The 25,356-nt window shown below is 68.8% G+C and carries 24 protein-coding genes; 17 read left to right on the top strand and 7 right to left on the bottom strand.

Annotated features, from left to right (window positions below):
- Positions 1-309: 309 nt before the first annotated feature.
- Complete coding sequence (ramB, locus tag ACQP06_RS33220) at positions 310-1,719, bottom strand: acetate metabolism transcriptional regulator RamB (protein ID WP_433668901.1); 1,410 nt, start codon at positions 1,717-1,719, stop codon at positions 310-312.
- Between the two features lie 105 nt (positions 1,720-1,824).
- On the opposite strand from ramB, the gene ACQP06_RS33215 reads away from it, so the two are divergent.
- Positions 1,825-3,342: an ATP-dependent DNA ligase gene (locus ACQP06_RS33215; RefSeq protein WP_433668900.1), complete on the top strand. Its 1,518-nt coding sequence runs from the start codon at positions 1,825-1,827 to the stop codon at positions 3,340-3,342.
- Positions 3,343-3,630: 288 nt separating this feature from the next.
- Here ACQP06_RS33215 and ACQP06_RS33210 read toward each other — a convergent pair whose 3' ends face one another.
- On the bottom strand, positions 3,631-4,071 hold the full coding sequence (locus tag ACQP06_RS33210) for a DUF4254 domain-containing protein (RefSeq protein WP_379274079.1): 441 nt from the start codon (positions 4,069-4,071) through the stop codon (positions 3,631-3,633).
- Between the two features lie 83 nt (positions 4,072-4,154).
- On the opposite strand from ACQP06_RS33210, the gene ACQP06_RS33205 reads away from it, so the two are divergent.
- From ACQP06_RS33205 to ACQP06_RS33180, 6 genes are all read left to right on the top strand, one after another.
- A complete protein-coding gene (locus ACQP06_RS33205) occupies positions 4,155-5,120 on the top strand; it encodes a hexose kinase (protein WP_433668898.1) in 966 nt (321 codons plus the stop codon).
- Positions 5,121-5,258: 138 nt separating this feature from the next.
- A complete protein-coding gene (locus ACQP06_RS33200; protein ID WP_433668896.1) occupies positions 5,259-5,612 on the top strand; it encodes a hypothetical protein in 354 nt (117 codons plus the stop codon).
- 85 nt (positions 5,613-5,697) lie between these two features.
- The gene (locus ACQP06_RS33195; protein WP_433668894.1) at positions 5,698-6,501 is read left to right on the top strand and encodes an ABC transporter ATP-binding protein; all 804 of its coding nucleotides are present in this window, start codon (positions 5,698-5,700) and stop codon (positions 6,499-6,501) included.
- Positions 6,498-7,250: an ABC transporter permease gene (locus tag ACQP06_RS33190; RefSeq protein WP_433668892.1), complete on the top strand. Its 753-nt coding sequence runs from the start codon at positions 6,498-6,500 to the stop codon at positions 7,248-7,250. The genes ACQP06_RS33195 and ACQP06_RS33190 overlap by 4 nt, the downstream gene beginning before the upstream one ends.
- Positions 7,250-8,053, top strand: coding sequence for an ABC transporter permease (locus ACQP06_RS33185; RefSeq protein WP_433668890.1), 804 nt, complete (start codon positions 7,250-7,252; stop codon positions 8,051-8,053). Before ACQP06_RS33190 ends, ACQP06_RS33185 begins: the two co-directional genes overlap by 1 nt.
- Positions 8,054-8,132: 79 nt before the next feature.
- On the top strand, positions 8,133-9,233 hold the full coding sequence (locus ACQP06_RS33180) for an ABC transporter substrate-binding protein (protein ID WP_433668888.1): 1,101 nt from the start codon (positions 8,133-8,135) through the stop codon (positions 9,231-9,233).
- Between the two features lie 14 nt (positions 9,234-9,247).
- On the opposite strand, the gene ACQP06_RS33175 is transcribed toward ACQP06_RS33180, so the two are convergent.
- The 3 genes from ACQP06_RS33175 to ACQP06_RS33165 all read right to left on the bottom strand — a co-directional run bounded on the left by ACQP06_RS33175 (position 9,248) and on the right by ACQP06_RS33165 (position 13,665).
- Positions 9,248-10,273 carry an XdhC family protein gene (locus ACQP06_RS33175; RefSeq protein ID WP_433668886.1) on the bottom strand — a complete coding sequence of 342 codons (1,026 nt, stop codon included), beginning with the start codon at positions 10,271-10,273 and terminating at the stop codon, positions 9,248-9,250.
- 13 nt (positions 10,274-10,286) lie between these two features.
- Positions 10,287-10,931, bottom strand: coding sequence for a nucleotidyltransferase family protein (locus ACQP06_RS33170; protein WP_433668884.1), 645 nt, complete (start codon positions 10,929-10,931; stop codon positions 10,287-10,289).
- Between the two features lie 121 nt (positions 10,932-11,052).
- Positions 11,053-13,665, bottom strand: a complete 2,613-nt coding sequence (locus ACQP06_RS33165) for a tetratricopeptide repeat protein (protein WP_433668883.1) — start codon at positions 13,663-13,665, stop codon at positions 11,053-11,055.
- Positions 13,666-13,944: 279 nt separating this feature from the next.
- On the opposite strand from ACQP06_RS33165, the gene ACQP06_RS33160 reads away from it, so the two are divergent.
- Together ACQP06_RS33160 and ACQP06_RS33155 are read left to right on the top strand one after the other, a co-directional pair.
- Positions 13,945-14,379 carry a hypothetical protein gene (locus tag ACQP06_RS33160; RefSeq protein WP_433668881.1) on the top strand — a complete coding sequence of 145 codons (435 nt, stop codon included), beginning with the start codon at positions 13,945-13,947 and terminating at the stop codon, positions 14,377-14,379.
- Positions 14,376-14,588 (top strand): hypothetical protein, encoded by a 213-nt coding sequence (locus ACQP06_RS33155; RefSeq protein ID WP_433668879.1) that lies wholly within the window; start codon positions 14,376-14,378, stop codon positions 14,586-14,588. The genes ACQP06_RS33160 and ACQP06_RS33155 overlap by 4 nt, the downstream gene beginning before the upstream one ends.
- Before the next feature lie 75 nt (positions 14,589-14,663).
- Here ACQP06_RS33155 and ACQP06_RS33150 read toward each other — a convergent pair whose 3' ends face one another.
- Positions 14,664-15,143 (bottom strand): DUF1772 domain-containing protein, encoded by a 480-nt coding sequence (locus ACQP06_RS33150; RefSeq protein ID WP_433668877.1) that lies wholly within the window; start codon positions 15,141-15,143, stop codon positions 14,664-14,666.
- A gap of 515 nt (positions 15,144-15,658) precedes the next feature.
- Here ACQP06_RS33150 and aceA point away from each other — a divergent pair.
- The 6 genes from aceA to ACQP06_RS33120 all read left to right on the top strand — a co-directional run bounded on the left by aceA (position 15,659) and on the right by ACQP06_RS33120 (position 22,193).
- A complete protein-coding gene (gene aceA, locus ACQP06_RS33145) occupies positions 15,659-16,948 on the top strand; it encodes an isocitrate lyase (protein ID WP_433668875.1) in 1,290 nt (429 codons plus the stop codon).
- 268 nt (positions 16,949-17,216) lie between these two features.
- Positions 17,217-18,089: a 3-hydroxybutyryl-CoA dehydrogenase gene (locus ACQP06_RS33140; RefSeq protein ID WP_433668873.1), complete on the top strand. Its 873-nt coding sequence runs from the start codon at positions 17,217-17,219 to the stop codon at positions 18,087-18,089.
- Positions 18,090-18,236: 147 nt separating this feature from the next.
- Positions 18,237-20,552: a 5-methyltetrahydropteroyltriglutamate--homocysteine S-methyltransferase gene (metE, locus tag ACQP06_RS33135; protein ID WP_433668871.1), complete on the top strand. Its 2,316-nt coding sequence runs from the start codon at positions 18,237-18,239 to the stop codon at positions 20,550-20,552.
- 176 nt (positions 20,553-20,728) lie between these two features.
- Positions 20,729-21,433 carry a helix-turn-helix transcriptional regulator gene (locus ACQP06_RS33130; protein ID WP_433668869.1) on the top strand — a complete coding sequence of 235 codons (705 nt, stop codon included), beginning with the start codon at positions 20,729-20,731 and terminating at the stop codon, positions 21,431-21,433.
- A 110-nt stretch (positions 21,434-21,543) separates the two neighbouring features.
- Complete coding sequence (locus ACQP06_RS33125; RefSeq protein WP_357281949.1) at positions 21,544-21,924, top strand: VOC family protein; 381 nt, start codon at positions 21,544-21,546, stop codon at positions 21,922-21,924.
- 77 nt (positions 21,925-22,001) lie between these two features.
- Positions 22,002-22,193 (top strand): antitoxin, encoded by a 192-nt coding sequence (locus ACQP06_RS33120; protein ID WP_357281948.1) that lies wholly within the window; start codon positions 22,002-22,004, stop codon positions 22,191-22,193.
- 64 nt (positions 22,194-22,257) lie between these two features.
- Here the strand turns inward: ACQP06_RS33120 and ACQP06_RS33115 are convergent, their stop codons facing one another.
- Complete coding sequence (locus ACQP06_RS33115) at positions 22,258-23,310, bottom strand: NAD(P)-dependent alcohol dehydrogenase (protein ID WP_433668867.1); 1,053 nt, start codon at positions 23,308-23,310, stop codon at positions 22,258-22,260.
- Between the two features lie 106 nt (positions 23,311-23,416).
- On the opposite strand from ACQP06_RS33115, the gene ACQP06_RS33110 reads away from it, so the two are divergent.
- Positions 23,417-24,154 carry a ZIP family metal transporter gene (locus tag ACQP06_RS33110; protein WP_433668866.1) on the top strand — a complete coding sequence of 246 codons (738 nt, stop codon included), beginning with the start codon at positions 23,417-23,419 and terminating at the stop codon, positions 24,152-24,154.
- An 85-nt stretch (positions 24,155-24,239) separates the two neighbouring features.
- A complete protein-coding gene (locus ACQP06_RS33105; protein ID WP_433668865.1) occupies positions 24,240-25,352 on the top strand; it encodes a S1C family serine protease in 1,113 nt (370 codons plus the stop codon).
- Positions 25,353-25,356 lie beyond the last annotated feature (4 nt).

Genomic DNA, 25,356 nt, shown 5'->3' with positions numbered 1-25,356 from the left:
GCATGGGGCGGATCCTTCGGTTCACGTGTTCGGCGACGTCGGCTGCGCCGCTTCCGAATACCGCCGCGTATACAGCGGCTGTATTCGTGGAACGAAAGGTAAACGTGAAGTGTTGCGCCGGAATGACTCTCGATTAATGTCCGATTTCCGATGTTGCCCGGGCGTGAAATTCTGCTCACCGCAGCATGATTCGGATCGTGCGGGTGAAGCATCGGTGCAGATCAGGCCATATTTTGGGCGTCTGTCCGAGTGTTTTGACAGCTGGCACCGGCGCGATGTGAGCGGTGAGGCAGCTTCGCCGCGGCGGCTCTACTGAATGATGTACGGCGAGATGGAGCTTCGGTGCTCGCTGATGTCCAGGGATTTGCCGAGGGGCGGGAAAGCGCGCTGGGGGCAGTTGGAGCGTTCGCAGACTCGGCAGCCCGCGCCGATCGGAGTTGCCTTGGGCTCGTTGAGGTCCAGGCCGTCGGCGTAGACGGTGCGGCCGGCGTGGCGGAGTTCGCAGCCGAGGCCGATAGCGAAGGTTTTGCCGGGTTCGCCGTAGCGGGTGGCGCGGCGTTCCACGGTGCGGGCCACCCAGAGGTATTTGCGGCCGTCGGGCATCTGGGCGATCTGGGTCATGATCTTCGCGGGGTAGGCGAAGGTCTCGTAGACGTTCCACAGGGGGCAGGTACCGCCGCTGGAGGAGAAGTGGAAGCCGGTCGCGGACTGGCGTTTCGACATGTTGCCGGCGCGGTCCACGCGGACGAAGGAGAACGGGACGCCGCGGAGTTTGGGGCGCTGCAGGGTGGACAGGCGGTGGCAGATGGTCTCGTAGCTCTGCGTGAAGAAGGCCGACAGGCGTTCGATGTCGTAGCGGAAGTCCTCGGCCACCTCGTGGAAATGGGTGTACGGCAGGACGGTCGCGGCCGCGAAATAGTTGGCCAGGCCCAATTTCGCCAGCACGATCGACTCCTGGCTGGAGAAATTGCCCTCGGCCACCAGCTTTTCGATGAGGTCGCCGCATTCCAGATAGCCGAGTTCGGCGGCGAGTTTGAAGACGCGCTGGCCGCCGGAGAGATGGGGGGCGATTTCGAGGCGGCGGGCGATCGGATCGAAGCGGTGCAGGACGCCGTCGCCGAGGTCGATGCGTTCGACGATCTGGACGCCGTGGGCGTCGGCGAGGCGGCGCGGGATCTCACGTTTCAGATCGCCGCCGTGGAAACGCATGCGATGCGTGAGTTCCTCCGCGGCGGTGTCCAATTCGTGAATGTAGTTCTGGCGCTGATAGAAGTAGTCGCGGACTTCCTCGTGCGGTTTCGAGATGGCGGCCGAACCGCTGCCGTCGGCGAACCGGTCCTCGGTGGCCGCGGCCAGCTGGGCGGTGGTGTTCCGATAGCGGCGGTGCATGTTCACCATGGCGCGCGCCAGACCCGGATGCGCGGACACCATTTCGGCGATCTCCTGCGCGTCGGCCTCCACCCCGAGTTCCTGATCCATCACGACCTCCTGGAGTTCGGCGATGAGCCGGGTGTCGTCCTGGGAGGAGAAGAAGCCGGCGTCGACGCCGAAGACTTCGCTGATGCGCAGCAATACCGGTACGGTGAGCGGGCGCACGTCGTGTTCGATCTGATTGAGATAGCTAGCCGAGATCTCGAGCTTCTTGGCCAGCGAGACCTGACTCAAACCGCGCTCGGTGCGCAGCTGCCGCAGCCGCGCTCCGACGTAAGTCTTGGCCATGCGCCCAGTTTATTGGCGAATTCACATCCCTGCCAATCGCAGGATTAGCAGACCCGCTGAGCTGTGCATCACACCGATGTCGGTAGCCCGGGATACCGTCGGGAAATGCTCTTGTCCGAAGTGGTCGAAGCATCAGCTGCCGTGCGGGCGACATCCTCCCGCAAGAACAAGATCAATATCTTCGCCGAGCTGCTGAAACGAGCCGAGGCGGGGGAGTTGGCGCAGGTCGTGGCGTGGCTGTCCGGCGAGCTGACCCAGGGTCGGATCGGCACCGGATGGCGGACGCTGACCGGGCTCGAGGTGGAGTCCGCGACCGTCCCCACCCTGGCCGTGGAAACTGTGGACAACTTCTTCGAGCAGCTTTCCGGGGTGAGCGGCTCCGGGTCGGCCGCCCGGCGCCAGGAGCTGCTGACCACCCTGTTCGGGGCCGCCACCCGCGACGAGCACGACTTCCTGATCCGCCTGCTCACCGGGGAGATGCGGCAGGGGGCGCTGACCGCCATCGTCGCCGAAGCCGTGGCCGTCGCCTTCGACGTGCCGATCGCCGCCGTCCGGCGGGCGCACATGCTGTCCGGGCAGCTGCCGGTCACCGCGGTCGCCGCCCGCACCGGCGGCGCGGCGGCCCTGGAGGCGTTCCGGCTCCGGGTCGGGCGGGCCATCCAGCCCATGCTGGCCTCGCCCGGCGCCAGCCTCGAGGAGGCGGTGGCCGAATTCGACGGGCAGGTCAGCGTCGAGCACAAGATGGACGGCGCGCGCATCCAGGTGCACCGCGACGGCGACCGGGTGTGGGTGTTCACCAGGACCCTGCGTGAGATCACAGCGAGCGTTCCCGAATTGGTGGAACTGGTGCGGAAATTGGATTGCACCAGTGTGGTGCTCGACGGAGAAACCCTGGCGCTCAATGATTCCGGGCGGCCGCGGCCGTTCCAGGAGACCATGAGCCGCTTCGGCGCGACCGTCGCGCAGGAACTGCTGCTGCACCCGTATTTCTTCGACTGCCTGCATCTGAACGGGGAGGATCTGCTCGACGCGCCGTTGCGGGATCGCCGTCGGGCGCTCACCGAGGTGGCCGGGGGTCTCGGCATCCCGGCGCTCATCGCCCCCGATCCCGAGCGTGCCGCCGAGTATTTCGACGGTGCGCTCGCCGCGGGGCACGAAGGCATCATGATCAAATCTCTCGACGCCCCCTATGCGGCGGGCCGTCGCGGGCGGGCCTGGCAGAAGATCAAGCCCACCCACACCCTCGACCTGATCGTGCTGGGCGCGGAATGGGGATACGGTCGCCGCACCGGTTATCTGTCGAATCTCCATCTGGGCGCGCGGGATCCGCAGGGCGGGCCGCCGATCATGGTCGGCAAGACGTTCAAGGGCCTCACCGATGCCCTGCTGCACTGGCAGACCGGTGAATTCCCGCGCCACGAACGCGATCGCGACGCGAATACCGTCTATCTCCATCCGGAACTGGTGGTCGAGATCGCGTTGGACGGAGTGCAGACCAGCCCCCGCTATTCCGGTGGAGTCGCCCTCCGCTTCGCCCGGGTCGTTCGTTATCGCCCCGACAAGGAACCCCACCAGGCCGACACCATCGACACCATTCGGGCCCTGCTACCCGGGGCGAAATAGGGGCTTTCCCTAAACCTTCCGCGCTTCGGTCCTCTCACAGGGGATTCACAGCTGAAACCGGGGTCGCTCCGAGATTCGTATCGCACGATTCGGTGGTCGAGCTTCGGCGGACGGTTGTCAGGTGACGGGTCGTCGCAGGAACTGCCACCGCATCTCCCACGCGGAATTCCCTGCACGCCCCGTGCCATCCGCCGGCTCGACGGTGGATTGCGCATGGTCCACCTGTGTGGCCGGTGGTGCCCCGCCCCCTCGCCGGGCACCGCCGGCCGCGGTCATGTCTCGCGGTGGTCAGGATTCGTAGTCGTGGGTGCCGGTGAGGTTCGGTAGCCGGCGGCGGCCCGCCGCGAGTTCGCCCGCGAGATCCTCGTAGGCGATGGCCAATTCGGTGAGCCGCTGGGCGGCGTCGAGCGTGGCGGCGTCGGGCGACATGGCGAGGGACAGGTAGGCCAGCGCGGAGAACTGGGCCAGCCGGTCCACCACGGTGCCGACGGTCTCGGTGTGCAGGTGCGCGTCGCGGGCGGCCTTGGGCATCTCGGCCGCCACCCAGCAGTCGATATCGTGCACCAGCCGGGCCCGGTCGTGGTCGATGCGGTGGGTGCCGTCGGCGGAGGTGAGTCGCCGCTCGTGCAGGTCCGCGAGTAATCCGGCGCAGCGCAGTACCGGATGGTCGTCGGGGGGCAGGCCGCGGCAGGCTTGCAGCAGGAGGTGTTTCGGCGGGAGCGAATGCACGGCCGACATCCTGCCCCTCGAATGTCTCCGAACGGCAACGACATTCGGTGCCACATTGCCTTCCAGGGGTTGCATCCGGTGCCGTGACGTGCCGTGATGGTGGGGTGATCGTCACCGTGACCATGAACCCCGCCTACGACATGACCTACCGGGTGGAGCATTTCGAGCGTGGTCGCGCGCATCGGGTGCACTCGGTGGACCAGCGGCTGGGCGGGCGTGGCATCAATGTCACGCGGGTGCTCAACCAGCTCGGCAAGTACGCCCGCGCCACCGGGTTCTCGGATCACTCCTTCGCGGCCGCGGCGGAACTCGAGATGCCGGTGGACTTCGTGCACGCGCTGCCGTGGGTGCGGCGCACCGTGGTGATCAGCGAGTCCGACGACGGCACCGCGACCGCGCTGTGGGAGCCGGGGCCGCGGGTCACCGAGCCGCGCGCGGTGGATCAGTTGCGGGTGCGGGTGGCGGGGCTGCTGTCGGACATGAGCGGACTGGTCATCTCCGGGTCGCTGCCGGGCGGGGTGAGTGCGGGGCTGCCCGCGGAGCTGGCCCGCACCGCCATCGCCCGGGGCGTGCCCACGGTCTGCGATTGTGACGGTCAGACACTGGAATTGGCGGCGCGGGTGCCGGGCATCGTGCTCACGCCGAATGTCGAGGAGCTGGAACGGCTGACCGGCCGCCCGGCGGGCACCGTCCCGGAGATCCTGGCGACCGTGGAACCCCTGATCGCGGACGGTGTGGGCGCGGTGGTGGTGACCCGCGGCGGCGACGGCATGGTGGCGGTGACCCCGACCCGGGCCTGGACGGCCGCACTGCCGAAGCCGCTGGCGGGCAACCCCACCGGGGCGGGGGACGCGGCGGTGGCGGCCATCATCGCGGCGCTGGCCGCCGAGCCCGCTCCCGATTGGCCGGCGCTGCTCGCCGACGCGGTCGCCACCTCGGCCGCGGCGGTGGTGATCCCGGTCGCGGGCGAGATCGATCGGGTGCTGCGGGACCGGCTGCTGCCCACCGTGCGGGTGCGGGAACTGGAGACGGTCGCGGTCCGCCCGTAGGCCGCAGCGAGCCCGCGGGGGAAAACAGACCCGGCGGCGTGGTGGCCCGATCGGGAGATGGCTCGGGGTTACGTTGGGGGAGTGTCGGACCTGGAGACTCAACCCGATCAAGGGTCGGGTGTCGGGAATGGATATCGGATGCCGCGGGTGGTGCGCGCGGCGCAGGTGCTCGCCGTGGGCATGGGTGGGCTGGGTGTGCTGTGCGTGGCGGCCTCGGGCTGGTTGATGGGTTCGACGGCGGCCATCGCGACGGGGGTGCCGTTCGTCCCGGCGCTGCTGCTCGGGCTGATGGGGTTGACCTTCCATTCCGAGGGCCAGGCGATCCGGGTCGGCGCGATCCTGGTGGCGGTGCTGAACATGTTCTGGACGGTGCCGTCGATTCTGGACGGGCGGCCGCCGGGTCCGCTGGGTCCGCTGGTGTCGCTGGCGGTGATCGTGCTGCTGTTCCGCCGCGAGGCGCGCGACTGGTTCGAGCCGTCGAGCTTCTGGTGAGCGATCCGGCCGCACCGTAACAAGTCGGTCATCTCGTCTGTTCATTCGCAATCCGCCCGCAATTGCGGGCACCTACCGTGGCCCTATGAGTTCGGAAGTGGCCGCGGGGACGGGCATTCACATCAGCGGGCTGAGCAAGACCTTCCGGTCGGGGCGGCGGACGGTGGCCGCGCTGGACGCGGTGGATCTGCACACCGAACAGGGCGCGTTCCTGTCGCTGCTGGGGCCCTCGGGCTGCGGCAAGTCCACGATCCTGCGGATTCTCGCGGATCTGGAGTCGCCGTCGGCGGGGACGGCGCGGATCAATGGCGAGACCCCGGCCGAGCTGCGGCGGCGGCATCAGTTCGGGATCGCCTTCCAGGATTCGGCGCTGTTGCCGTGGCGCAGTGTGGAATCCAATATCAAGCTGCCGTTGCAGGTGGCGGGCCTGCCGGTGGACAAGGAGCTGATCGCGGACCTGATCGCGCTGGTCGGGCTGGAGGGCTTCGAGAAGAGCAAGCCCGCGCAGCTGTCCGGCGGTATGCGGCAACGGGTTTCGATCGCCCGCGCGCTGGTGGTGAAGCCGACCATCCTGCTGCTCGACGAACCGTTCGGCGCGCTCGACGACATGACCCGGCAGCGGCTGAACCTGGAACTGCTGCGCATCTGGACCGAGAAACCCGCCACCACCCTGATGGTCACGCACGGCATCGCCGAGGCCGTCTTCCTCTCCGACGTGGTGGCGGTGATGAGCCCGCGGCCGGGCCGGGTGGTGGAGATCGTCGAGATCGATCTGCCGCGGCCCCGTACCCCGGAGATGATGCGCACCCCCGAATTCCACAAGCTGCACGACTACCTGTCGGAGCTGCTGTTCGGGCGCAGCGGGCACGGAGGGGTGGCGACGGAATGAACCGCCTGTCCCGAATCGGCGGCGCGGCGGGCATTCTCGCGCTGCTCCTGCTGTGGACCCTGCTGGCCGAGCTCCGCGTCGCGGGCGGCACGGTGCCCAGCCCGTGGACCGTGCTGCGCACCATGTACACCGACGGCTGGGCGCTCTACGGGCCGAACTTCCGGATCACCGCGTGGGGCGCGCTGCAGGGCTTCGCGTGGGGGAACGGGCTGGCCATCGCGCTCGCGGTACTGGTGGTGCTGATCCCGCCGATCGAAATGCTGGTCACCCAGCTGGCCATCCTCAGCTACTGCACGCCGCTGCTGGCGCTGGGGCCGATCATCCTGGTGGTGTTCGGCGGCCGCACGCCCACGGTGTTCCTGGCGGCCATGTACTGCTTCTTCACCACCATGGTCGGGACGGTGTCGGGCCTGCGGTCGGCCGATCCGACCGGACTGGACCTGGTGCGCGCCTACGGCGGCGGGCGCCGGCAGCGACTGTGGCGGGTGCAGCTGATCGCGGCGCTGCCGAACACCTTGGCGGCCTTGAAGATTGCCGCGCCGTCCGCGGTGCTGGGCGCGATCATCGGCGAGTACCTGGGCGGCGTGGACAGCGGCATCGGGGTGGCGCTGACCGCCGCGCAGACCGCCTACAACGTGCCGCGCACCTGGGGCATGGCGCTGGCCGCGGCCGCGCTGGCCGGACTCGGCTATGCCCTCGTGGCGCTGGTGGCCCGGATCGCGGTGCCGTGGACGCGAGCGGAGGCGTGATGAGAACCCTGAACATGCTTCGGCCGATAGGCAGATTCCTGCTGCCGCTGCTGGTTTCGCTGATCCTGCTGGTGGCGCTGTGGTACGGCTTCCTGAAGCTGTATCCGCAGGTCGGGCTGGTCGGCAAGAGTCCGGGCGAGGTGTGGCGGTACCTGGTCACCGGGCCCACCTCCGAGTCCGCCCGCAGGATCATCTTCGGCGAACTGCGGATCACGCTGCGGGACGCGACGATCGGGTTCGGTTCCGGGATGGGCGCGGCGCTGCTGGTGGCCGCGGTGTTCGTGGGAGTCCCGGCGGTGGCGCAGGCGTTCATGCCGGTGGCCATGCTGCTGCGGTCGGTGCCGCTGGTCGCGATCACCCCGATCATCGTGCTGGTGTTCGGCCGCGGGCTGCTGGGTGTGACCGTCATGGCGGCGATCGTGGTGTTCTTCCCAGCGCTGGTGATGATCATGACCGGCTTGCGGTCCGCGCCCCGGCAGGCCACCGAACTCGTGGTGGCCTACGGGGGTTCGCATTGGACGGCGCTGCGCATGGTGGCCCTGCCCGCCGCGCTGCCGTCGGTGTTCGCGGCGGCGCGAATCTCGGTGCCGGGCGCGCTCATCGGGGCACTGCTCGGCGAATGGCTGGGCAGCGGAACAGGTTTGGGCGCGGGTCTGATTCGCGCGATACCCACGTTCCAGTACAACCGGTTGTGGGCCTCGATCGCGCTGGTCACGGTGGTGTCGGTGGTGGCCTACGCGGTGGTCGGCGTCTTGGAGAACCTGGTGCTGGCTCGCTTCTCGCCGCGCGCCGGACGGGATTGAGCACACGAGTTAACGCGGCGCATACAAATACGTTGGCCAAAGCAAAAAATCGGAAATCGAAACGGCCTACATTCGCCGCATGAGTGGTTTGTTCCGGCCGGTTCCGGCCGCGCAGTTGTCCATGGGCCGTCGCTCCTTCTTCCGCTACGCCGGGTTGGCCGGTGCGGCGGTGAGCGCGGCCGGGGTGCTCGCCGCCTGCGGAAAGGACTCGTCGGGCGGCGGGAACGGCAGTGTCGCCGACGGTTCCAAGTTCGGGACCGTGGCGGTGCAGTTGTCCTGGCTGAAGAATATCGAATTCGCGGGGGAGTATTTCGCCGATTCCAAGGGCTATTTCAAGGACGCCGGATTCGGGTCGGTGAATCTGATCGCGGGCGGCGCGGCCAGCACCTCGGTGGAGGCCGGGCTCGGCACCGGCAAGATCTGGATCGGCATGTCCGCGCCGCAGACCACCGCGCCCGCCGTTCTGGAGGGTCTGCCCGCCAAGATCGTCGGCACCACGTATCAGAAGAACCCCTTCTGCATCGTGAGTGCCGCGAACAAGCCGATCCGCAGCCCGCAGGACATGAAGGGCCGCAAGATCGGGGTGCAGGACACCAATCAGCTCATCTTCAACGCGCTGCTCGCCGCCAACAACATGTCGCCGGGCGACGTCACCGTGGTGCCCGCGCAATACGATCCGACGCCGCTGGCCAACGGCGAGGTGGACGGCTGGGTCAGCTACGCCACCAACGAGCCGATCACCTTGGCTTCCAAGGGATTCCAGAACATCAACTTCCTGTTCGCCGACTTCGGGCTGCCGCTGGTCGCGGAGACGCTGACCGTGCATCAGAAGACCATCGACACCGAGCGCGACAAGCTGAAGGCGTTCCTGATGGCGGAGGTGAAGGGCTGGAAGGACGCCGTCGCCAATCCCGGCGAGGCGGCGCGGCTGGCCGTCGAGGTGTACGGCAAGGACCAGCGGCTGGAACTGAAGGAACAGTCGCTCGAGGCGATGGCGCAGAACGATCTGGTGGTGTCCGCGAACACCAAGGCCAACGGCCTGTTCACCATGACCGACGAGCTCATCGCGCAGAACATCGCGGCGCTCGGCAAGTCCAAGATCGACATCAAGGCCGAGCAGCTGTTCGACCTGTCGGTGCTGAAGGAGATGTTCGCCGAGCACCCGGAATTGAAGCAGTAGATCGGGACCGGGGGTCAGCGCGCCAGTTGCACGTGCCGCCGGCCCCCACCCGGCGAGGTGGACAGCGGCTCGGCCGACCGGCCGTTGCGGACCGCCAGCAGTTCGGCGGTGATCGAGACGGCGGTCTCGGCCGGGGTGCGCGCCCCCACGTCCAGGCCCGCCGGGGAGTGCAGGCGGGCGAGGGTCTCGTCGCTGAAACCACCCGCCTGCAGGGCCTCCAGCCGATGCCCGTGTGACGCCGGGGTACCCAGGGCGGCCAGATACCCCAGCTCGGGCAGTCGCAAAGCGACGGTGAGCAAAGGGATTTCGAACTTCGGGTCGTGCGAGAGCACCACCATGGCGGTCTCGCGATCGATCTCACCGGCCGAGGCCAGGGTGTTGAGATAGCGGTGCGGCCAGTCCACCACCACCTCGCAGCCGGGATAGGCGGTCGAGTTGGCGAAGGTCGGGCGGGCGTCGACGATGGTGATCCGGTAGCCGAGCATCCGGGCCTGAGTGGCCAGCGCGCTCGCGAAAGCATTGGCCCCCACCAGGATCAGATGCGGCGGGCGGGCGAACGAGGACACGAACACGTCGGAGTCGGGGAGCGAGACCAGCTCGGTGCCGTGCTTGCGGTCGGTGATGAGGTGCTGCCCGATCACGTCCGGATCGGAATGCCAGACCACGGTGAACAGGGTGACCTGACGCTGCGCGTCGATATCCGCCGCGATATCCGGGAATTCCGGAAAGTGCCTGCGCGAGAACGGTTCCGTGAAGACGTCGAGGGTGCCGACGCAGTCCATCTGGGCGTCCAGGCCGCTGCCCGGACCGAACCGCTGCAGCCCGCGCCGGCCGGTGCGCGCCGACTCCGCGGCCGCCTCGTACGCGGCGGCCTCGGCGCAGCCCGCCGAGATGGATCCGAAGGCCCGGCCGTCGGCGTCCACCACCATGGCCGAACCGATCGGCACCGGCGTCGCGCCCTGTGCCCGAACGAGAGTGGCCAATCCTCCGGTCCGCCCGCTGTGCCACACCCGAAGAAGGTCGTCGATGATTTCCCGCATCACATGCTCCCGCTCACAGTGCGCTGCCCGCCGGATAATCCCGATCGATCCCCGTAGCGAGGTCATCGCACGTGACGCACACCATATCCGCTCGTTCTCGTAAATAAGTGCCCGCCCCCGAATTTCCCTCCGCGCTCGCGCGGACCCCCGCCCAGTGCGCGCGCCCCAGCACCACCGGATGACCCGGAACCGACCCGAAGAACGCGCGCGCCACCCGGCTCTCGCTCGCCCGCGCCGCCGCGATCACCCGCGCCACCACCTCGGGGCCGACGTCCGGTGTATCCACCGGCATGATGGCCACGAACTCGGCGGGAGCGGTCGCCGAGGAGCGTGTGGCGATCCCGGGCGCGGCCGCCGCGGCCAGGCCCGCACGGGTCGACGCGCTCAGTCCGAGGTCCCAGTCCTCGGCCCAAATGGGTTGCACGCCTTCGGGAATCGCTATGCCCGAGGTTTGCGACACCAGCCAACCCCCGTCCGCCGCCCGATACGCGGGTCCGGTCGCGCCCAGCACCACGACGGTCCGTTCGCAGCCGCCGTCCCGCAGCGCCCGCACCGCCCCGCGCAGCCACGCGCCACCCTCGGCCAGCACTTTCGGCATGCCATATCGCCGACCGGCACCGGCCGCGAGCAGAATTCCATCGCAGCGTTCGGGACTCACGCGAGCAGGGTAATCCCGCCCGCGCGGGTTCGCTGGCCAAGTGACCAGAAGGGTAGCCCGACCGGCCCGCCGCACATCGGACCAGATGGGACGGTGCGGGCCGGACCGACGGGCCACACCGTCACGCGCCGAGCGCGGTCAGCGTCTGCTGGACCTTCAGCAGGCGGGCGGGATCGATGCCCTCGCAGAGGGTGCGGGCCTTCTCGAGATAGACCTGCGCCAGGGCCGGGTTGTCGGCGCGGCGTTCGAGTTCGCCGAGCGCCCACCACGCGGCCGCCTCACCGCCCGCGTCGGACATACCGCGGGTGAGGGCGCGCGATTCCTCGTATTTGATACGGGCGGAATCGAATTCGCCGCGATTGCGGTGGATGTGGCCGAAGCCGCGCAGGGTGTCGATCTGGAGCAGGGTGTCCGGGATCTCCTTGCTGATCCGGTACGCCTCCTCGAACAGCGTCCAGGCTTCGTCCAGGTCGCCGCGCAGACCCGCGATCCCGCCCAGCCCCCACACCGACCAGCCCTCGCAGTAGCCGTCCCCGATCCGCCGGGCGATGGCGTGCGCCCGGTGGTAGTACTCGTCGCCCGCGGCGTAGCGCTCGCTGAGCCGCTCGATATGGCCGAGCTCGCGCAGGGCGTCGCACTCCAGATGCAGGTCATCGAGCGAATGCGCGATGCGCAGGACCTGCCGGACCGCGTCGCGGGCGGCATCGCGGCGATCCTGGTGCCGCAGCGCGGCGGCATGCCAGAGCAGGGCGCGGGCGGTGCGGGCATGATCGCCGATGTCCTCGGCCAGCCGGCGGGCATGCTCGAAACAGAGCGCGGCCCTGGAGTATTCGCGCACCGTATTGAGCAGGTGACCGAGGCCGTACCAGGCGTCGCATTCGGCGGTCCGGTCGCCGATGGCGTGATTGATCGAGGTGGCGAGCTCGAACATGCTGCGGCTCTCGGCCAGATAGCCCAGGGTGGCGAGCTGCCCGGCCAGTAAATCGGCGAACCGCGCGGTGTCCGAGGTGCGTTCGGCGGTGCGGGCGCACGCCAGCATGGTGCCCAGCCGCTCCTCGAACCACAGCCGGGCCTGCATGACGGCCATGTTCGGATTGCGGAAGTCGCGGCCCGCGTGTGGATGCACGGTGTCGAAGGGGCGCGGTTTGCCGATACCGCTCGCCGTCTCCAGATAGTGCCCGAGCAGGCGGCCCAGCGCGGCCCCGTGCTCGCCGGGCAGGCTCTCCGCGTCGGCGCGGCAGCGGGCGTAGAGGTGGAGCAGATTGTGCATCCGATACCGCTGATGACCCGGACGGCTGGCGAGCTGATCGATCATCCCGTCCTCGAAGACCCGCTGCAGCAGGCGTTTCGCGGCCGAGTCCTCGGCCTGCGCCATGGCCGCGAAATCATCCGAGGACACCGTCGAACTCGGGAACCAGCCGAGCAGCCGCACCGCGCGCCGCGCCTCCTCGTCGCGGAGCCGGGCGTACGAGAGGGCGAAGGCATCACGCATGGACTCGTCCTCGGCGGAGAACTTGTCGAGGATCAGCTCCGCGGGGCACATACCCACGCTCGGCCCGGTCGCGGGCAGGGTCACCAGGGTGCTCAGGGCGTCGAGGTCGTCACGCAGGTCCGCCAACAGTCCCGGCCGGCGGCTGATCCGGCCCGCGACCAAGCGGATCGGCAGCAGCAGCCCGCCCGCCACCTCCACGATCCGGCGAGCCGCCACGGAGTCGTAGCCCGCGCCCAGATTGCCCAGCGTGGCCAGCATCTCCTCGGCCTCGTCCGGGCCCAGCGGCTCCAGCTCCAGCTGATTGACCCGCACCATGCCGGTCAGCGGACGCCGGCTCGTGATCACCACGAAGCAGCTCGGCGACTGCGGCAGCAGCGGCCGGATCTGCTTGCTCTCCAGCACATCGTCGAACACCACGAGAAGCCGCCGCCCCGCGGTCTCCCGCCGCCACAGCTGCGCCAACCGGCCCTGATCGGCCCGCAGCGGCGGCCGCACCCCCAGCTGACTCAGGCCCGCCGCCAGCAGCCGGGACGCGCTGGTCGCGCCCGCCTCCCGATCGTGACTGCGCATCCCCAGCCACACCGCGCCGTCCGGGAAGCGGTCGGCGAACTTGGCGACCAGCTGCCGGGTGAAGGCGGTCTTCCCGACCCCGGCTACACCCGTGATCAACTGCGCGCGGGAGTCGCCCAGGAAGTGCAGGTCCACCCGGCGGCGCATCTCCTCCATGGGGTGGCGGCGGCCGATGAAGGTCGTCGAATCCGCCGTGGGAACGTACAGCTGCCCGGCGCCGGTCCGATTGAGCCCCAGGCGTTCCCGCGCGGACTGGTAGGCGCGGCGATCGCCCGTCGACAGGTGCGCCAGATCCTCGACGTCGACCAGCCGGTCCCAGGTGGTGTTGTACACCAGCGCGAGCAACTCCAGCGTGTGCAGCGCGGGCGCCCGATAGCCGTACCCCTCCGGGGTGCGGGCGGGCCACTTCTCGATCTCGCACAGCCGGCTGTTCTTCATCCGCGGCTCCCGATGTCCGTCCGGATCCACCAGGGGCGCAAGCTGATTGAAGCGTTCCGCCGCCTGCCGCTGATTGAGGCCGTTGGCCTTGCGCCACGCCGTCCGCGGCCGCAGCCCCCGCCGCATCAGCTCGACGGCCAGCGGCTCCACCAAGGTCTGCTCGCTCAATCCGAGCGCCCGCAGCGAACGGCCGAGCCGGGCGATCTCCTGCGAGGAAGCGGCGGTCGACTCCATCGGGGCACCTCCTCGACCGCCCGCCATCGCCCGGCAATCGGAGATCCGGGCGTATTCGCTTGGCGGACAGCTGTATTCGCTATCGACGGTAGCGAAGAAATCCGGGGCCGGGCGGGAAACTTCCGGGTCCGGGCCCGCTCTCGGCGCAGGTCGGAGCCGGTTCGGGCCGGGAAGAAACGGCGGGACATCGCGGTACGGGGACGGCGGCTCGCGGACGGTCCAATGGAAGCGTCGGGCAATGCCGGGACGGGGCGGGTCCGAGTGGAACGGAGGATCGGTATGGCCGTATGGGAAAACGAGTGGCTGATCACCTCGGACGTCGCTCACGAGGTGGCGTTCCGGGTGGATGTGCCCGAGCCGGGACGGGGACGGTGGGTGCTCTCGTACCTGCCCACGACGCGGCGACTGACCAGGGCACAAGCCCTGGCGGGTGTCCGGCTCGCAGAGCTGATCCTGCTCGGGTTTTCCGGGCCCACAGGGGAATTCGACGCGGACGCCGCGAGCCTGCACGCCGCGCTGATCGGGCTCGGCCTCACCGAGGCCATGTGCCTGCTCGCCCTGCGCGACACCGGCGACGGAGGGGAGCCGGAGCCGCGCGAGGAGGACGAAGCACGGGCGCGACGGCCGATCGAGCGATGCCATCCCTGTTCCCCAGGATCCCGCGAGCTGGCCACCGGTGTCCGGAATCGCGCGGGGCGGGAGGCGATCCGATGATCATCCACGTCGGCGGGCTCGGCATGTACGTGCCGTTCCCGCGCCGGATCCATGCCGGGTGGTTCGCCATCGGCTGCGCCGCGGTGCTGGCGTTCGCCGTCACGGTCATGCTCGTGGTGGCGACCAGCTGCGGGACCCGGGTCTCCACCGAGCCCGGCCCGCCGCCCACCCCACCGCCCGTGGCGCTCGTCGAGCCGTCGACGGGCTGAGGGGTGTCCGCCGGAAACGCGAGGCCCCGCATCGGATTCGGTGCGGGGCCTCGCGCGTGCCGGGTGGGATGGCGGTCAGAACAGGGCCAGGGCGGCGATCAGGCCGGACAGGGCGATGGTCTGCAGGGCGACCCGAGCGTTGAGGATGCTGTCCCACTTGTCCTGCAGCGCACGGGCATCGGCGGGGATGACGCCGGTCTGTGCGGCCGCGGTCTGCGCGGTGTTGATCGGCTTGGCGATGAGGACGTAGCAGGCCAGCCAGGTGAGCAGGGCGGCGAGCGCGAGTCCGGCGGCGACCGCGGCGGCGGCCTGTCCGGCGGCGATCGCGCAGCCGAGGGCGAGGACAGCGGTGACGACGCCGCCGGCGCCGAAGATCGGCATGCGCTTGTCGCCGTAGTAGTGGCCCCAGCCGGCGCTGATCGTGACGGTCGCGTCGTCCAGGTGGTCGCGGTAGACGGACCGGGTAATGAGGGCGACGGACCAGTCGGTTCCGTAGACGACGGCATTGGCGAGGATCGCGAGGGCGACGAGGATCTGGCCGGTCAGGATGAACATCGGGGGCCTCTTTCGGCTGAAATCTAGCGGTGCTAGGAACTGAAGCAACGATAACAAGACTCCGGCTAGATTGTCTAGCGTCGCTAGAAACTTGTTCCCAGTCGACCGAACGGTCTGGAAATCGGACCCCGGTGGCATGCCTCACAACAACCAAGATCACACTGTGCTGTGAAGGTGCTCACATCTGGACGGCCGTCGGCGCGTCATGCACCGGTGGCCCGCATCACCCAAACAGTACGGGCGTTATGCAAAACTGCACGTCAGCGCTACCGGCGAGTAGATTCCACCGCTGCTATTAACAGGCAAATTTTGCAGGCTTAGCAAGATGCCGGTGAAAGCTAGCGGGGATTCACACTTGCAACAGGTAGACGGACATTTTTTCCTGTGCCATCGTGTGGAAGTACACCTCGCGGGCCTAGCAAGTCTGCAAATTGCCGCTCCAGCAGTGGTCGGACTTTCCTCAGAAGTTCGACTCGCGGGGCTTACCGAGACCGAACGAAGAAGTGGAGTCAGAGATGTCGAAGGTCGGCACCCCGAAGACCGCTGCGGAACTCCAGCAGGATTGGGACACCAACCCCCGCTGGAAGGGCGTCACCCGCAACTACACCGCCGAGCAGGTCGTGAAGCTGCAGGGCACCGTCGTCGAGGAGCACACCCTCGCTCGCCGTGGTGCCGAGATCCTCTGGGATCTCGTCAACAACGAGGACTACATCAACTCGCTGGGCGCCCTCACCGGCAACCAGGCCGTGCAGCAGGTTCGCGCCGGCCTGAAGGCCATCTACCTGTCCGGTTGGCAGGTCGCCGGTGACGCCAACCTCTCCGGCCACACCTACCCGGACCAGTCGCTGTACCCGGCCAACTCGGTCCCGGCCGTGGTGCGTCGCATCAACAACGCGCTGCTGCGCGCCGACGAGATCGCCAAGGTCGAGGGTGACACCTCGGTCGCCAACTGGCTGGCCCCGATCGTCGCCGACGCCGAGGCCGGCTTCGGTGGCGCGCTGAACGCCTACGAGCTGCAGAAGGCCATGATCGCCTCCGGCGCGGCCGGCGTGCACTGGGAGGACCAGCTGGCCTCCGAGAAGAAGTGTGGCCACCTGGGCGGCAAGGTGCTGATCCCCACCCAGCAGCACATCCGCACCCTGACCTCCGCGCGTCTGGCCGCCGATGTCGCTGACGTGCCGTCGGTGATCATCGCCCGCACCGACGCCGAGGCCGCCACCCTCATCACCTCCGATGTGGACGAGCGCGACCGCGAGTTCCTGGACGGCACCCGCACCGCCGAGGGCTTCTTCGGCACCAAGAACGGCATCGAGCCCTGCATCGCGCGTGCCAAGGCCTACGCCCCCTACGCCGACCTCATCTGGATGGAGACCGGCGTGCCGGACCTCGAGGTCGCGCGCAAGTTCGCCGAGTCGGTTCGCAGCGAGTTCCCGGACCAGCTGCTGGCCTACAACTGCTCGCCGTCCTTCAACTGGAAGGCGCACCTGGACGACGCCACCATCGCGAAGTTCCAGCGTGAGCTGGGCGCCATGGGCTTCAAGTTCCAGTTCATCACCCTGGCCGGCTTCCACTCGCTGAACTATGGCATGTTCGACCTGGCGCACGGCTACGCTCGCGAGGGCATGACCGCGTTCGTCGACCTGCAGGAGCGCGAGTTCAAGGCCGCCGCCGAGCGTGGCTTCACCGCCGTCAAGCACCAGCGTGAGGTCGGCGCCGGCTACTTCGACACCATCGCCACCACCGTCGACCCCAACACCAGCACCGCTGCGCTGAAGGGCTCGACCGAAGAGGGCCAGTTCCACTGAGCCATCACAGGTTCCGAGAACCTGTGCCCGGGGCGGTAGTCGCATCACAACCTCCGCCGTCCCGGGAACCCGAACCCGCCGGGAGGATCGGCAATTGTCCTCCCGGCGGTGTTCACCCGCCCTTCCCGTCGACAGCCCCGGCGGGGAGGGCATTTTCCTATAGCGTTTTTTGCACCACCGTTTTTCGAAGACCTTAAGAAGGCGCAGGGTCGGTTCGGTACGACGCCTTCATCCACAGCCACGACGGCCAAAGAGCAGGAGCGGGACCGTGAGCACAGAGAAGATTCAGCGCGTCGGCATCATCGGCGCGGGACAGATGGGTGCGGGCATCGCAGAGGTTTGCGCCCGGGCACACGTCGACGTCCTCGTCTTCGAGCAGACCCGCGAACTCGCCGCCGCCGGCCGCGCCCGCATCCTGCGGTCGCTGGACCGCGGGGTGTCCAGCGGCAAGATCACCGAGCGTGAGCGCGAGCAGACCGCCTGGCGGCTGCGCTTCACCAGCGACCTCGGCGACTTCGCCGACCGCCAGCTGGTGGTCGAGGCTGTCGTGGAGAACGAGGACGTGAAGACCGCGATCTTCAGCGAACTCGACAAGGTCGTCACCGACCCCAACGCGGTGCTGGCCTCCAACACCTCCTCCATTCCGATCATGAAGATCGCCGTGGCGACCAACAACCCGGAGCGGGTGGTCGGCATGCACTTCTTCAACCCGGTGCCGGTGCTGCCGCTCGTCGAGCTGGTCACCACCCTCAAGACCACCGAGACCGTCACCAAGCGCGCCGAGCAGTTCGCCGCCGACGTGTTGGGCAAGCAGGTCGTGCGTTCCGCCGACCGCTCCGGTTTCGTGGTCAACGCGCTGCTGGTGCCCTACCTGCTCTCGGCCATCCGGATGGTCGAATCCGGTTTCGCCACCAAGGAAGACGTCGACAAGGCCATGGTGCTGGGCTGTGCCCACCCGATGGGCCCGCTGGCGCTGACCGACCTGGTCGGCCTCGACACCGTGAAGTCCATCGCCGACTCCATGTACTCGGAGTTCAAGGAGCCGCTCTACAGCGCGCCGCCGCTGCTGATGCGCATGGTCGAAGCGGGTCTCCTCGGTAAGAAGGCCGGAGCGGGCTTCTACCAGTACAACCGCGCTTGAGTTCCTGATCCGCGCGGCGCTCGTGAGAGCGCCGCGCGTTCTCTACCCAGGTGCGCGTCGCCGGGCATGTGGCGGCGTCCACCTTCACCGGGCATAAGCTGCAAACAGGTCGATTCCGGCCCGCAGCTCGGAAGGAGTGTCCTTCTCATGGTCAACGTCGCCGACGGATTCGGGTCCAGCATTCTGGGTTACCCGCGGATCGGGCAACACCGCGAACTCAAGCGTGCACTCGAGTCGTATTGGCACGGCACGCTTTCCCGTGACGAACTGCTCGCGGTCGGGCGCGAGATTCAGGAGAGTCAGTATCTGGAGCTGGCTGCCACCGGGTTGACCCAGGTCCCCGGCAACACCTTCTCCTTCTACGACCACGTTCTCGACAACGCGCTGCTGTTCGGCGCGGTCCCGCAGCGGTTCGAGCCCTTCCGGGACGACCTGGACCCGTTGGACTTCTACTTCCTGATGGCTCGCGGCCGGCCCGATCTGCCGCCGCTCGAGCTGGTCAAGCTGCTGAACACGCCGTACCACTACCGGCAGCCGGAACTCGAGACCGACACCGAGTTCTCGCTGCACCCCGAAGCGCTGCTCGACGAGTTCGACCGCGCGAAGGCCGCGGGCATCGAGCTGCGCCCGGTGGTGCTCGGCCCGCTGTCGCTGCTGCTGCTGTCCAAGACCGGACACGTGCCCGGCGAAACCGAATTCGACAAGCTGGTGCTGCTCGACAAGCTGCTACCGGTGTACGAGGAACTGTTCGAGGTGCTCGCCAAGCGCGGCGCCACCTGTGTGCAGCTCGACGAGCCCTGTTTCACCAGCGACCGCTCGCCGTCCACCATGGAGCTGTTCGAGAAGACCTACCAGCGGCTGTCCAAGGCCCCGCTGCGTCCGCGCATGCTGGTCACCGGCTCGTACGGCGATTTCGGTGAGGCCACCGAAATCCTGTGCCGCACCGCGGTCGAGGCCATCGGCCTGGACCTGGCCAGCTACCGGGTCCGGCCCGAGGACCTGGCCGCCATCCCCGGCATCAAGCGCAAGCGGCTCTACGCCGGCGTCATCAGCGGCACCAATGTGTGGCGCGCCGACCGGTACGTGACGCTGGAATACCTCAACGCGCTCGCCCAGGTCTGCCCCGACATGGTGGTGTCCACCGGCGCCTCGCTGCTGCACGTGCCCTACGACGTGCTGCGCGAATACGAGCTGGAGGGCAATGTCGCCGACCGCCTCGCCTTCGCCAAGCAGAAGGTGCTGGAAGTGGTCTCGCTGGCCAAGGCGCTCACCGAGGGCCCCTCGGAGAAGTGGCGCAAGAAGCCGACCTCGGTGCACTTCAAGCAGAAGCACGCGGTGCGCCAGCGCGTCTACGCCGTGACCCCGCAGATGCGGGTGCGCGAACCGTACGAGACCCGAAAGCTGGCGCAGCAGGCCAAACTTCGGCTGCCGCTGGTGCCCGCCACCACGCTGGGCTCGTTCCCGCAGACCCCGACCGCCCGGCAGGCGCGCCACGACCTCGGTCAGGGCCGGCTGTCGTTCGACGAGTACCGCAAGCGCATCGAAGCCGAGATCGAGTCCACCATCCGGTTGCAGGAGGACATCGGCCTGGACGTGCTGGTGCACGGCGAGCACGAGCGCAACGACATGATCCAGTTCTTCGCCGAACAGCTGGACGGCATTGCCACCACCCACTTCGGCTGGGTGCAGGTGTACGGCTCCCGCTGTGTGCGGCCGCCGATCGTGTACGGCGACGTGGCCCGCCCCGAGCCGATGTCGGTGTCGTGGACGGCGTACGCGCAGTCGCTCACCGACAAGCCGGTCAAGGGCATGGTCACCGGTCCGGTCACCATGCTGGCCCGCTCCTTCGTGCGTCAGGACCAGCCGCTCTACGAGACCGCCGACCAGGTGGCGCTGGCCATCCGCGACGAGGTCGTGGACCTGGAGAAGGCTGGCATCGCCATCATCCAGGTGGACGAGCCGTCCATCCGCGAGCTGCTGCCGCTGCGCAAGAAGGGGCAGGCCGAGTACCTGCGCTGGGCGGTCGGCGCGTTCAAGCTGGCCACCTCCGGCATCAAGCCGGAGACCCAGATCCACACGCATATCGGCTATTCCAGCCGCGGCGACGTGGTGGCGGCCATCGAGGAACTCGACGCCGACGTCACCGCCATCGTCGCCACCCGCTCGATCGAATGGGTGCTGGAGGCGTTGAAGGAGGACTGCGCCGAGGGCCGCGGCCTCACCCACGGCGTCGGCCCCGGCGTCTACGAATCGCGGTCCGCGCGGATCCCGGACATCGACGAACTGGACGAGCTGCTCACCGCGGCCGCCGAGGCCGTCAGCCCGGAACGGCTGTGGGCCAACCCGGACGGCGGTCTCAAGACCCGCCACCACTGGCAGCTGGATCCGTCGCTGCGCAATCTGGTGGCCGCCGCCCGCCGGGTCCGCCGCCGCGCGGAAGCGGCCGCGGGCGAAACCGCTTGAGGCCGTAGCGTTCTCACCCCGGAACCCTGGTTCGATCCGCCGATCGGACCGGGGTTCCGCGCGTTCGCTGTCGCGAATCGGTCACGACCAGAAGGGCGATCAGATACCGCCGGACCAGCAGGGAAAGTAGGTCCGGGGCCTCCGGAATTGTCGGTGGGCCTCGCTACGGTGTGGGCGTGAACCGCACGGACCGGCTCTACGCGATCGTCGAGGAGTTGCGGGCGGTGTCGCCGCGCCTGCGCACCGCACGGGAACTCGCCGCGCGGCACGGGGTGAGCGTGCGCACGGTCGAGCGGGACATCAGCGCGCTCCAGCAGTCGGGGGTGCCCATCTACGCCGATGTGGGGCGGCGGGGCGGGTACGCGCTGGAGAAGAGCATGTCGCTGCCGCCGCTGAACTTCACCGCGGCCGAGGCGGTGGCGCTGGCCGTCGCGGTGGCGCGCGCCGACGGCGGTCCGTTCGCCGACGCGGGGCGCAGCGCGCTGCGCAAGATCCTGGCCGCCATGTCCGCCCAGAACGCCGCCGCCGCAAGGCAATTGGCGTTGCGGGTGCGGCTGCTGGAATCGCCCGAGGCGATCGCGCCCATGCCGGTGCCGCCCGAGGTGGAGCAGGCCGTGGTGGCGCGGCGGGTGCTGCGCATCGAATACCTGGATCGGGCGGGCGTGCTCAGTGAGCGCGAGGTGGAACCGGTGGCCCTGTTGCACGGCGGCCGGGGCTGGTACCTGCTGGGCTGGTGCCTGCTGCGCGACGAACCGCGCAATTTCCGGCTCGACCGGATGAAGGCGATCGAGCTGACCGAGCGGATCGGGCCGGAGCGGTCCATCGAGACGTGCAGCCCCGCCGAGCCGGTGCACGAGATCCGGATGATCTCGCTCGGCTAGGTCCGGAAAACACCGACAGAAGATCGGGAAACACCGACAGGGGGTTGTCGCCGGGCGGCGAGATCGTGGTGGGGAACGAGAAATCCACGACGACCGCACGGGAGACAGCCATGACCACCCCGCCCTTCAACACCGTCGCCTGGTTCCAGGTCGGCAGCGACCAGCCCGACTCGGTGAAGACCTTCTACAACGGCCTGTTCGGCTGGAACTTCGCCCAGGACCCGGACCAGGACAGCGGCTACGACCTCATCACCTACCCGGGCAACGAGATGCCCGCCGGCGGCCTCGCGCACGTCGACGACGCCTCGGCCAACCACGCCATCTTCTACGTGCTGGTCCAGGACGTCGCCGCGACCCTGGCCGCGGCCGAGAAGCAGGGCGGCAAGGTGTTCCTGCAGCCCATGACCGCCAAGAACGGCCTGGTCTTCGCCGAACTGCTCGACACCTCCGGCAACCGCTTCGGCGTCTTCAGCCCGCCGCCCGCGAACTGAGCGGCGCCGGTCCCGCCCGTCGTACGGAGATAGCCTGTCCTGGACGTTGTTTCGAGACAGGAGTGTGGACCGTGGGCATGTTCGATCAGTTGAAGGACGCGGCGGGCAAGGCGGCGGAGCTGGCGGGCCAGCACGCCGACAAGCTGGAGCCATTGATCGACAAGGCCGGCGACGCGCTGGACCAGCAGACCGACGGCAAGTTCGCCGGCGCGGTGGACAAGGTGCAGGACGCCGCCAAACAGGCCCTGCGCGAGCAGTCGGGCCAGTAGCCGTCGGTGAATCACGTGCGGCGCGGGGTATTTCGCAGCGGCCGGTGCGAAATGCCCCGCGGTGTCACATGGTGGCGGCGTCGATGACGAAGCGGTACCGCACGTCGGAGGCGATCACGCGCTCGTAGGCGTCGTCGATGCGGTCCGCGGGGATGACCTCGATCTCCGCGCCGATGCCGTGCTCGGCGCAGAAGTCCAGCATCTCCTGGGTCTGCGCGATGCCGCCGATCATGGAGCCGGACAGGGAGCGGCGGAAGCCCGACAGCACGGAGGCCCGGATGCTGTAGGGCTGGTTCGGCAGGCCCAGCGCCACCAGGCTGCCGTCCAGGCGCAGCAGCTTGAGGTAGTCCTCGATCGGCAGGTCGGCGGACACGGTGTTGATGATCAGGTCGAAGGCGCCGCGCAGCTGCTTGAAGGTGGCGCGGTCGCCGGTGGCGTAATAGTGGTGCGCGCCGAACCGGCGGCCGTCCTCCTGCTTGGACAGCGAGTGGCTGAGCACGGTCACCTCCGCGCCCATGGCGGCGGCGATCTTCACGCCGATGTGCCCGAGCCCGCCCATGCCGATGATGGCGACCCGCTTGCCGGGCCCGGCGTTCCAGTGCCGCAGCGGCGAGAACAGGGTGATGCCCGCGCACAGCAGCGGTGCGGCCACATCCAGCCCGATGCCCTCGGGGATGGACAGCACGAAGTCCTCGGTGACCACGATCTGCGTGGAGTAGCCGCCGAGGGTGCGCCCGCCGGCCTGCTGTTCGGCGGACACGGGGGAGTTGTAGGTCCACACCGCGCCCCGGGTGCAGTACTGCTGCTCCCCGGCCACGCAGGGCTCGCACTCGCCGCACGAGCCGACCAGACAGCCCACGCCGACGCGGTCGCCGACCCGGTGCCGGGTCACCTCGGAGCCGACGGCGGCCACGATTCCGGCGATCTCGTGGCCGGGCACGCACGGGTAGGCGGTCCCGTGCCATTCGTCGCGGGCGGTGTGGATGTCGGAGTGGCAGATGCCCGCGTACTTCACGTCGATCAGCACGTCGTGGGGGCCGAGTTCGCGGCGCTCGATGGCGACCTTCTCGAAGGACCCGTCCGGGGCGTTCACGGCATAGGCGGTAGCGGTGCTCATGCAGTCATGCCTACTCCGGCATGCCCTGGAGCTCAAACCATCCGTCCGTTTTCCCACCCCGGCGCGCCGCGCCGACGGCCCCGCAATCGGTCGGCATGCTGGCGGAATGGCGATTCTGCTGGCCCTGTTGTCGATGTGCTCGACCCTGGTGGGCGGGCTGCTGGCGGTGCGCATCGGCGAGCGCAAGCGCCTGGTGCTGGGGCTGGCCGCGGGCGTCATGCTCGGTGTGGTGGCATTCGACCTGATGCCCGAGGCGCTGGAGCTCGACGACAGCGAGGTGCTGGGGGTGCCGGTGCCGCTGCTGGCCGCGGTGGTCGGCTTCTTCACCGTGCACGTGATCGAGCGGTCCATGGCGATCCACACCGGCTACGAGGACGAATTCGTCGCTCACCAGCACAATCACGACTTCAGTTCGCTGGGGCTGATGGCCGCGGGCGGGCTGGTCTTCCACAGCACGCTCGACGGTCTGAGCATCGGTTTCGGTTTCCAGGCGGGCGCGGCGACCGGTGTGGCGGTGGCGATCGCGGTCATCTGCCACGACTTCGCGGACGGATTCAACACTTTCACGCTGACCACGCTGTACGGCAATGCCCGCAAGCGCGGCCTGATCATGCTCGGGCTGGACGCGGTCGCGCCGGTGATCGGCGCCGTGATCGGCACGGTGGTCCGCGTCCCATCCGGACTGGTCGGACTGTTCTTGGGTTATTTCGCGGGCTTCCTGCTCTACCTCGCCACGGCCGATATCCTGCCCGAGGCACACGCGGGCAAACCGGCCCGGGGACCGCTGGTGTGCACCCTGGCCGGGGTGCTGTTCATGCTGGGCGTCGCGGCACTCAGCCACTGAATGCGCAACGGGCCGGGGAAATGCTGGTACACCGGTAGAGAGACACTTGCTCGAGCCGGCGGGCGAACCGCAATCGGGAGGGTCCGTGGACAGCGACAGACGCGGTGGCGGCGGCCGGGTGCTCGCGCTGATCGTGGTGGTCGTACTCGGCATCACCGGATTCCTCGGCTACCGCGGCGAACTGCCCCGCTGGCCCTTCGGCGACCAGATCGCCACCGCCGGACTGACCGGCCCGCCGCTGCCTCCGCTGGACGTCACCCTGGTCTCGCGCGTCGCGGAACCAGCGCTGGTCAATATCACCGCGGGCATCCGCCCCTACGGCATGGGCGCGGCCGGATCCGGCATCGTGCTCAGCGCCGAGGGGGAGGTGCTCACCAGTCATCACGTCATCAAAGGCGCTGACACCGTGACGGTTTCGGATGTCGGCACCGGCGCGGTCTACACCGCCGTCGTGGCCGGATACGACGCCATGGCCGATATCGCCCTGCTGGATCTGCAGGGCGCGGGCGGGCTCCCGGTCGCCCGGATCGGCAGTTCCGCCCCGTTGCACGTGGGCGACGACGTGCTGGCCATCGGCAATGCGGGCGGCACCGGATCGCCGACCGCGGTGGGCGGGCCCATCACCAATCTGGATTCGTCCATCGTGGCGCGCAATTCGGCCGATCTGACGCGGAAGTCGTTGCGCGGCATGATCGAGGTCGCGGCAGCGGTCGCCGCCGGGCAGTCCGGCGGCGCGCTGGTGGACCGCTACGGCTCGGTGATCGGGGTCGTCACCGCCGCCTCCGGCGAGGCGGCGAAGGCGGTGGGCAAGGGGCCCAACGGGTACGCGGTGCCCATCGACACCGCCATGGGCGTGGTCCGCCAGATCCGTTCCGGCACAGCGACCGACACCGTGCACATCGGCCCCACCGCCACCCTCGGCATCCTCACCTCCGACGCGCAGCCGTCCCCGCAGTCGGGGGCGCCGGCGGGCGCGCGCATCGACGTCGCCATCTACGGACAGCCCGCCTACGAGGCCGGGCTCGCCGACGGCGAGGTCATCACCGCCCTCGACGATCGCCTCATCACGGGCTCACAAATGCTGAAAGCCGCACTCAACGCCCATAAACCGGACGATGTGGTGCGGCTCGAGATCAGCGAACCGGGCGGGGCGCGCCGGACGGTGAATGTGACCCTCACCGTCGGCCCGCCGAACTAGCCCC

The organism is Nocardia sp. CA-136227 (genome assembly GCF_050955695.1).
GTDB lineage: Bacteria > Actinomycetota > Actinomycetes > Mycobacteriales > Mycobacteriaceae > Nocardia.
Note: the sequence above shows the minus strand (reverse complement) of the source record. Positions and strands in the feature narration are given on the sequence as shown.

Bases quoted from the DNA above. Each gene is read 5' to 3' on its own strand.
- ACQP06_RS33195 (WP_433668894.1), top strand. From the start codon at position 5,698: ATGAGTTCGGAAGTGGCCGCGGGGACGGGCATTCACATCAGCGGGCTG.
- ACQP06_RS33120 (WP_357281948.1), top strand. From the start codon at position 22,002: ATGTTCGATCAGTTGAAGGACGCGGCGGGCAAGGCGGCGGAGCTGGCG.
- ACQP06_RS33180 (WP_433668888.1), top strand. From the start codon at position 8,133: ATGAGTGGTTTGTTCCGGCCGGTTCCGGCCGCGCAGTTGTCCATGGGC.
- ACQP06_RS33215 (WP_433668900.1), top strand. From the start codon at position 1,825: ATGCTCTTGTCCGAAGTGGTCGAAGCATCAGCTGCCGTGCGGGCGACA.
- ACQP06_RS33125 (WP_357281949.1), top strand. From the start codon at position 21,544: ATGACCACCCCGCCCTTCAACACCGTCGCCTGGTTCCAGGTCGGCAGC.
- ramB (WP_433668901.1), bottom strand. From the start codon at position 1,719: ATGGCCAAGACTTACGTCGGAGCGCGGCTGCGGCAGCTGCGCACCGAG.
- ACQP06_RS33160 (WP_433668881.1), top strand. From the start codon at position 13,945: ATGGCCGTATGGGAAAACGAGTGGCTGATCACCTCGGACGTCGCTCAC.
- ACQP06_RS33165 (WP_433668883.1), bottom strand. From the start codon at position 13,665: ATGGAGTCGACCGCCGCTTCCTCGCAGGAGATCGCCCGGCTCGGCCGT.
- ACQP06_RS33175 (WP_433668886.1), bottom strand. From the start codon at position 10,273: ATGCGGGAAATCATCGACGACCTTCTTCGGGTGTGGCACAGCGGGCGG.
- aceA (WP_433668875.1), top strand. From the start codon at position 15,659: ATGTCGAAGGTCGGCACCCCGAAGACCGCTGCGGAACTCCAGCAGGAT.
- ACQP06_RS33150 (WP_433668877.1), bottom strand. From the start codon at position 15,143: ATGTTCATCCTGACCGGCCAGATCCTCGTCGCCCTCGCGATCCTCGCC.
- ACQP06_RS33110 (WP_433668866.1), top strand. From the start codon at position 23,417: ATGGCGATTCTGCTGGCCCTGTTGTCGATGTGCTCGACCCTGGTGGGC.
- ACQP06_RS33155 (WP_433668879.1), top strand. From the start codon at position 14,376: ATGATCATCCACGTCGGCGGGCTCGGCATGTACGTGCCGTTCCCGCGC.
- ACQP06_RS33115 (WP_433668867.1), bottom strand. From the start codon at position 23,310: ATGAGCACCGCTACCGCCTATGCCGTGAACGCCCCGGACGGGTCCTTC.
- metE (WP_433668871.1), top strand. From the start codon at position 18,237: ATGGTCAACGTCGCCGACGGATTCGGGTCCAGCATTCTGGGTTACCCG.
- ACQP06_RS33200 (WP_433668896.1), top strand. From the start codon at position 5,259: ATGCCGCGGGTGGTGCGCGCGGCGCAGGTGCTCGCCGTGGGCATGGGT.
- ACQP06_RS33190 (WP_433668892.1), top strand. From the start codon at position 6,498: ATGAACCGCCTGTCCCGAATCGGCGGCGCGGCGGGCATTCTCGCGCTG.
- ACQP06_RS33185 (WP_433668890.1), top strand. From the start codon at position 7,250: ATGAGAACCCTGAACATGCTTCGGCCGATAGGCAGATTCCTGCTGCCG.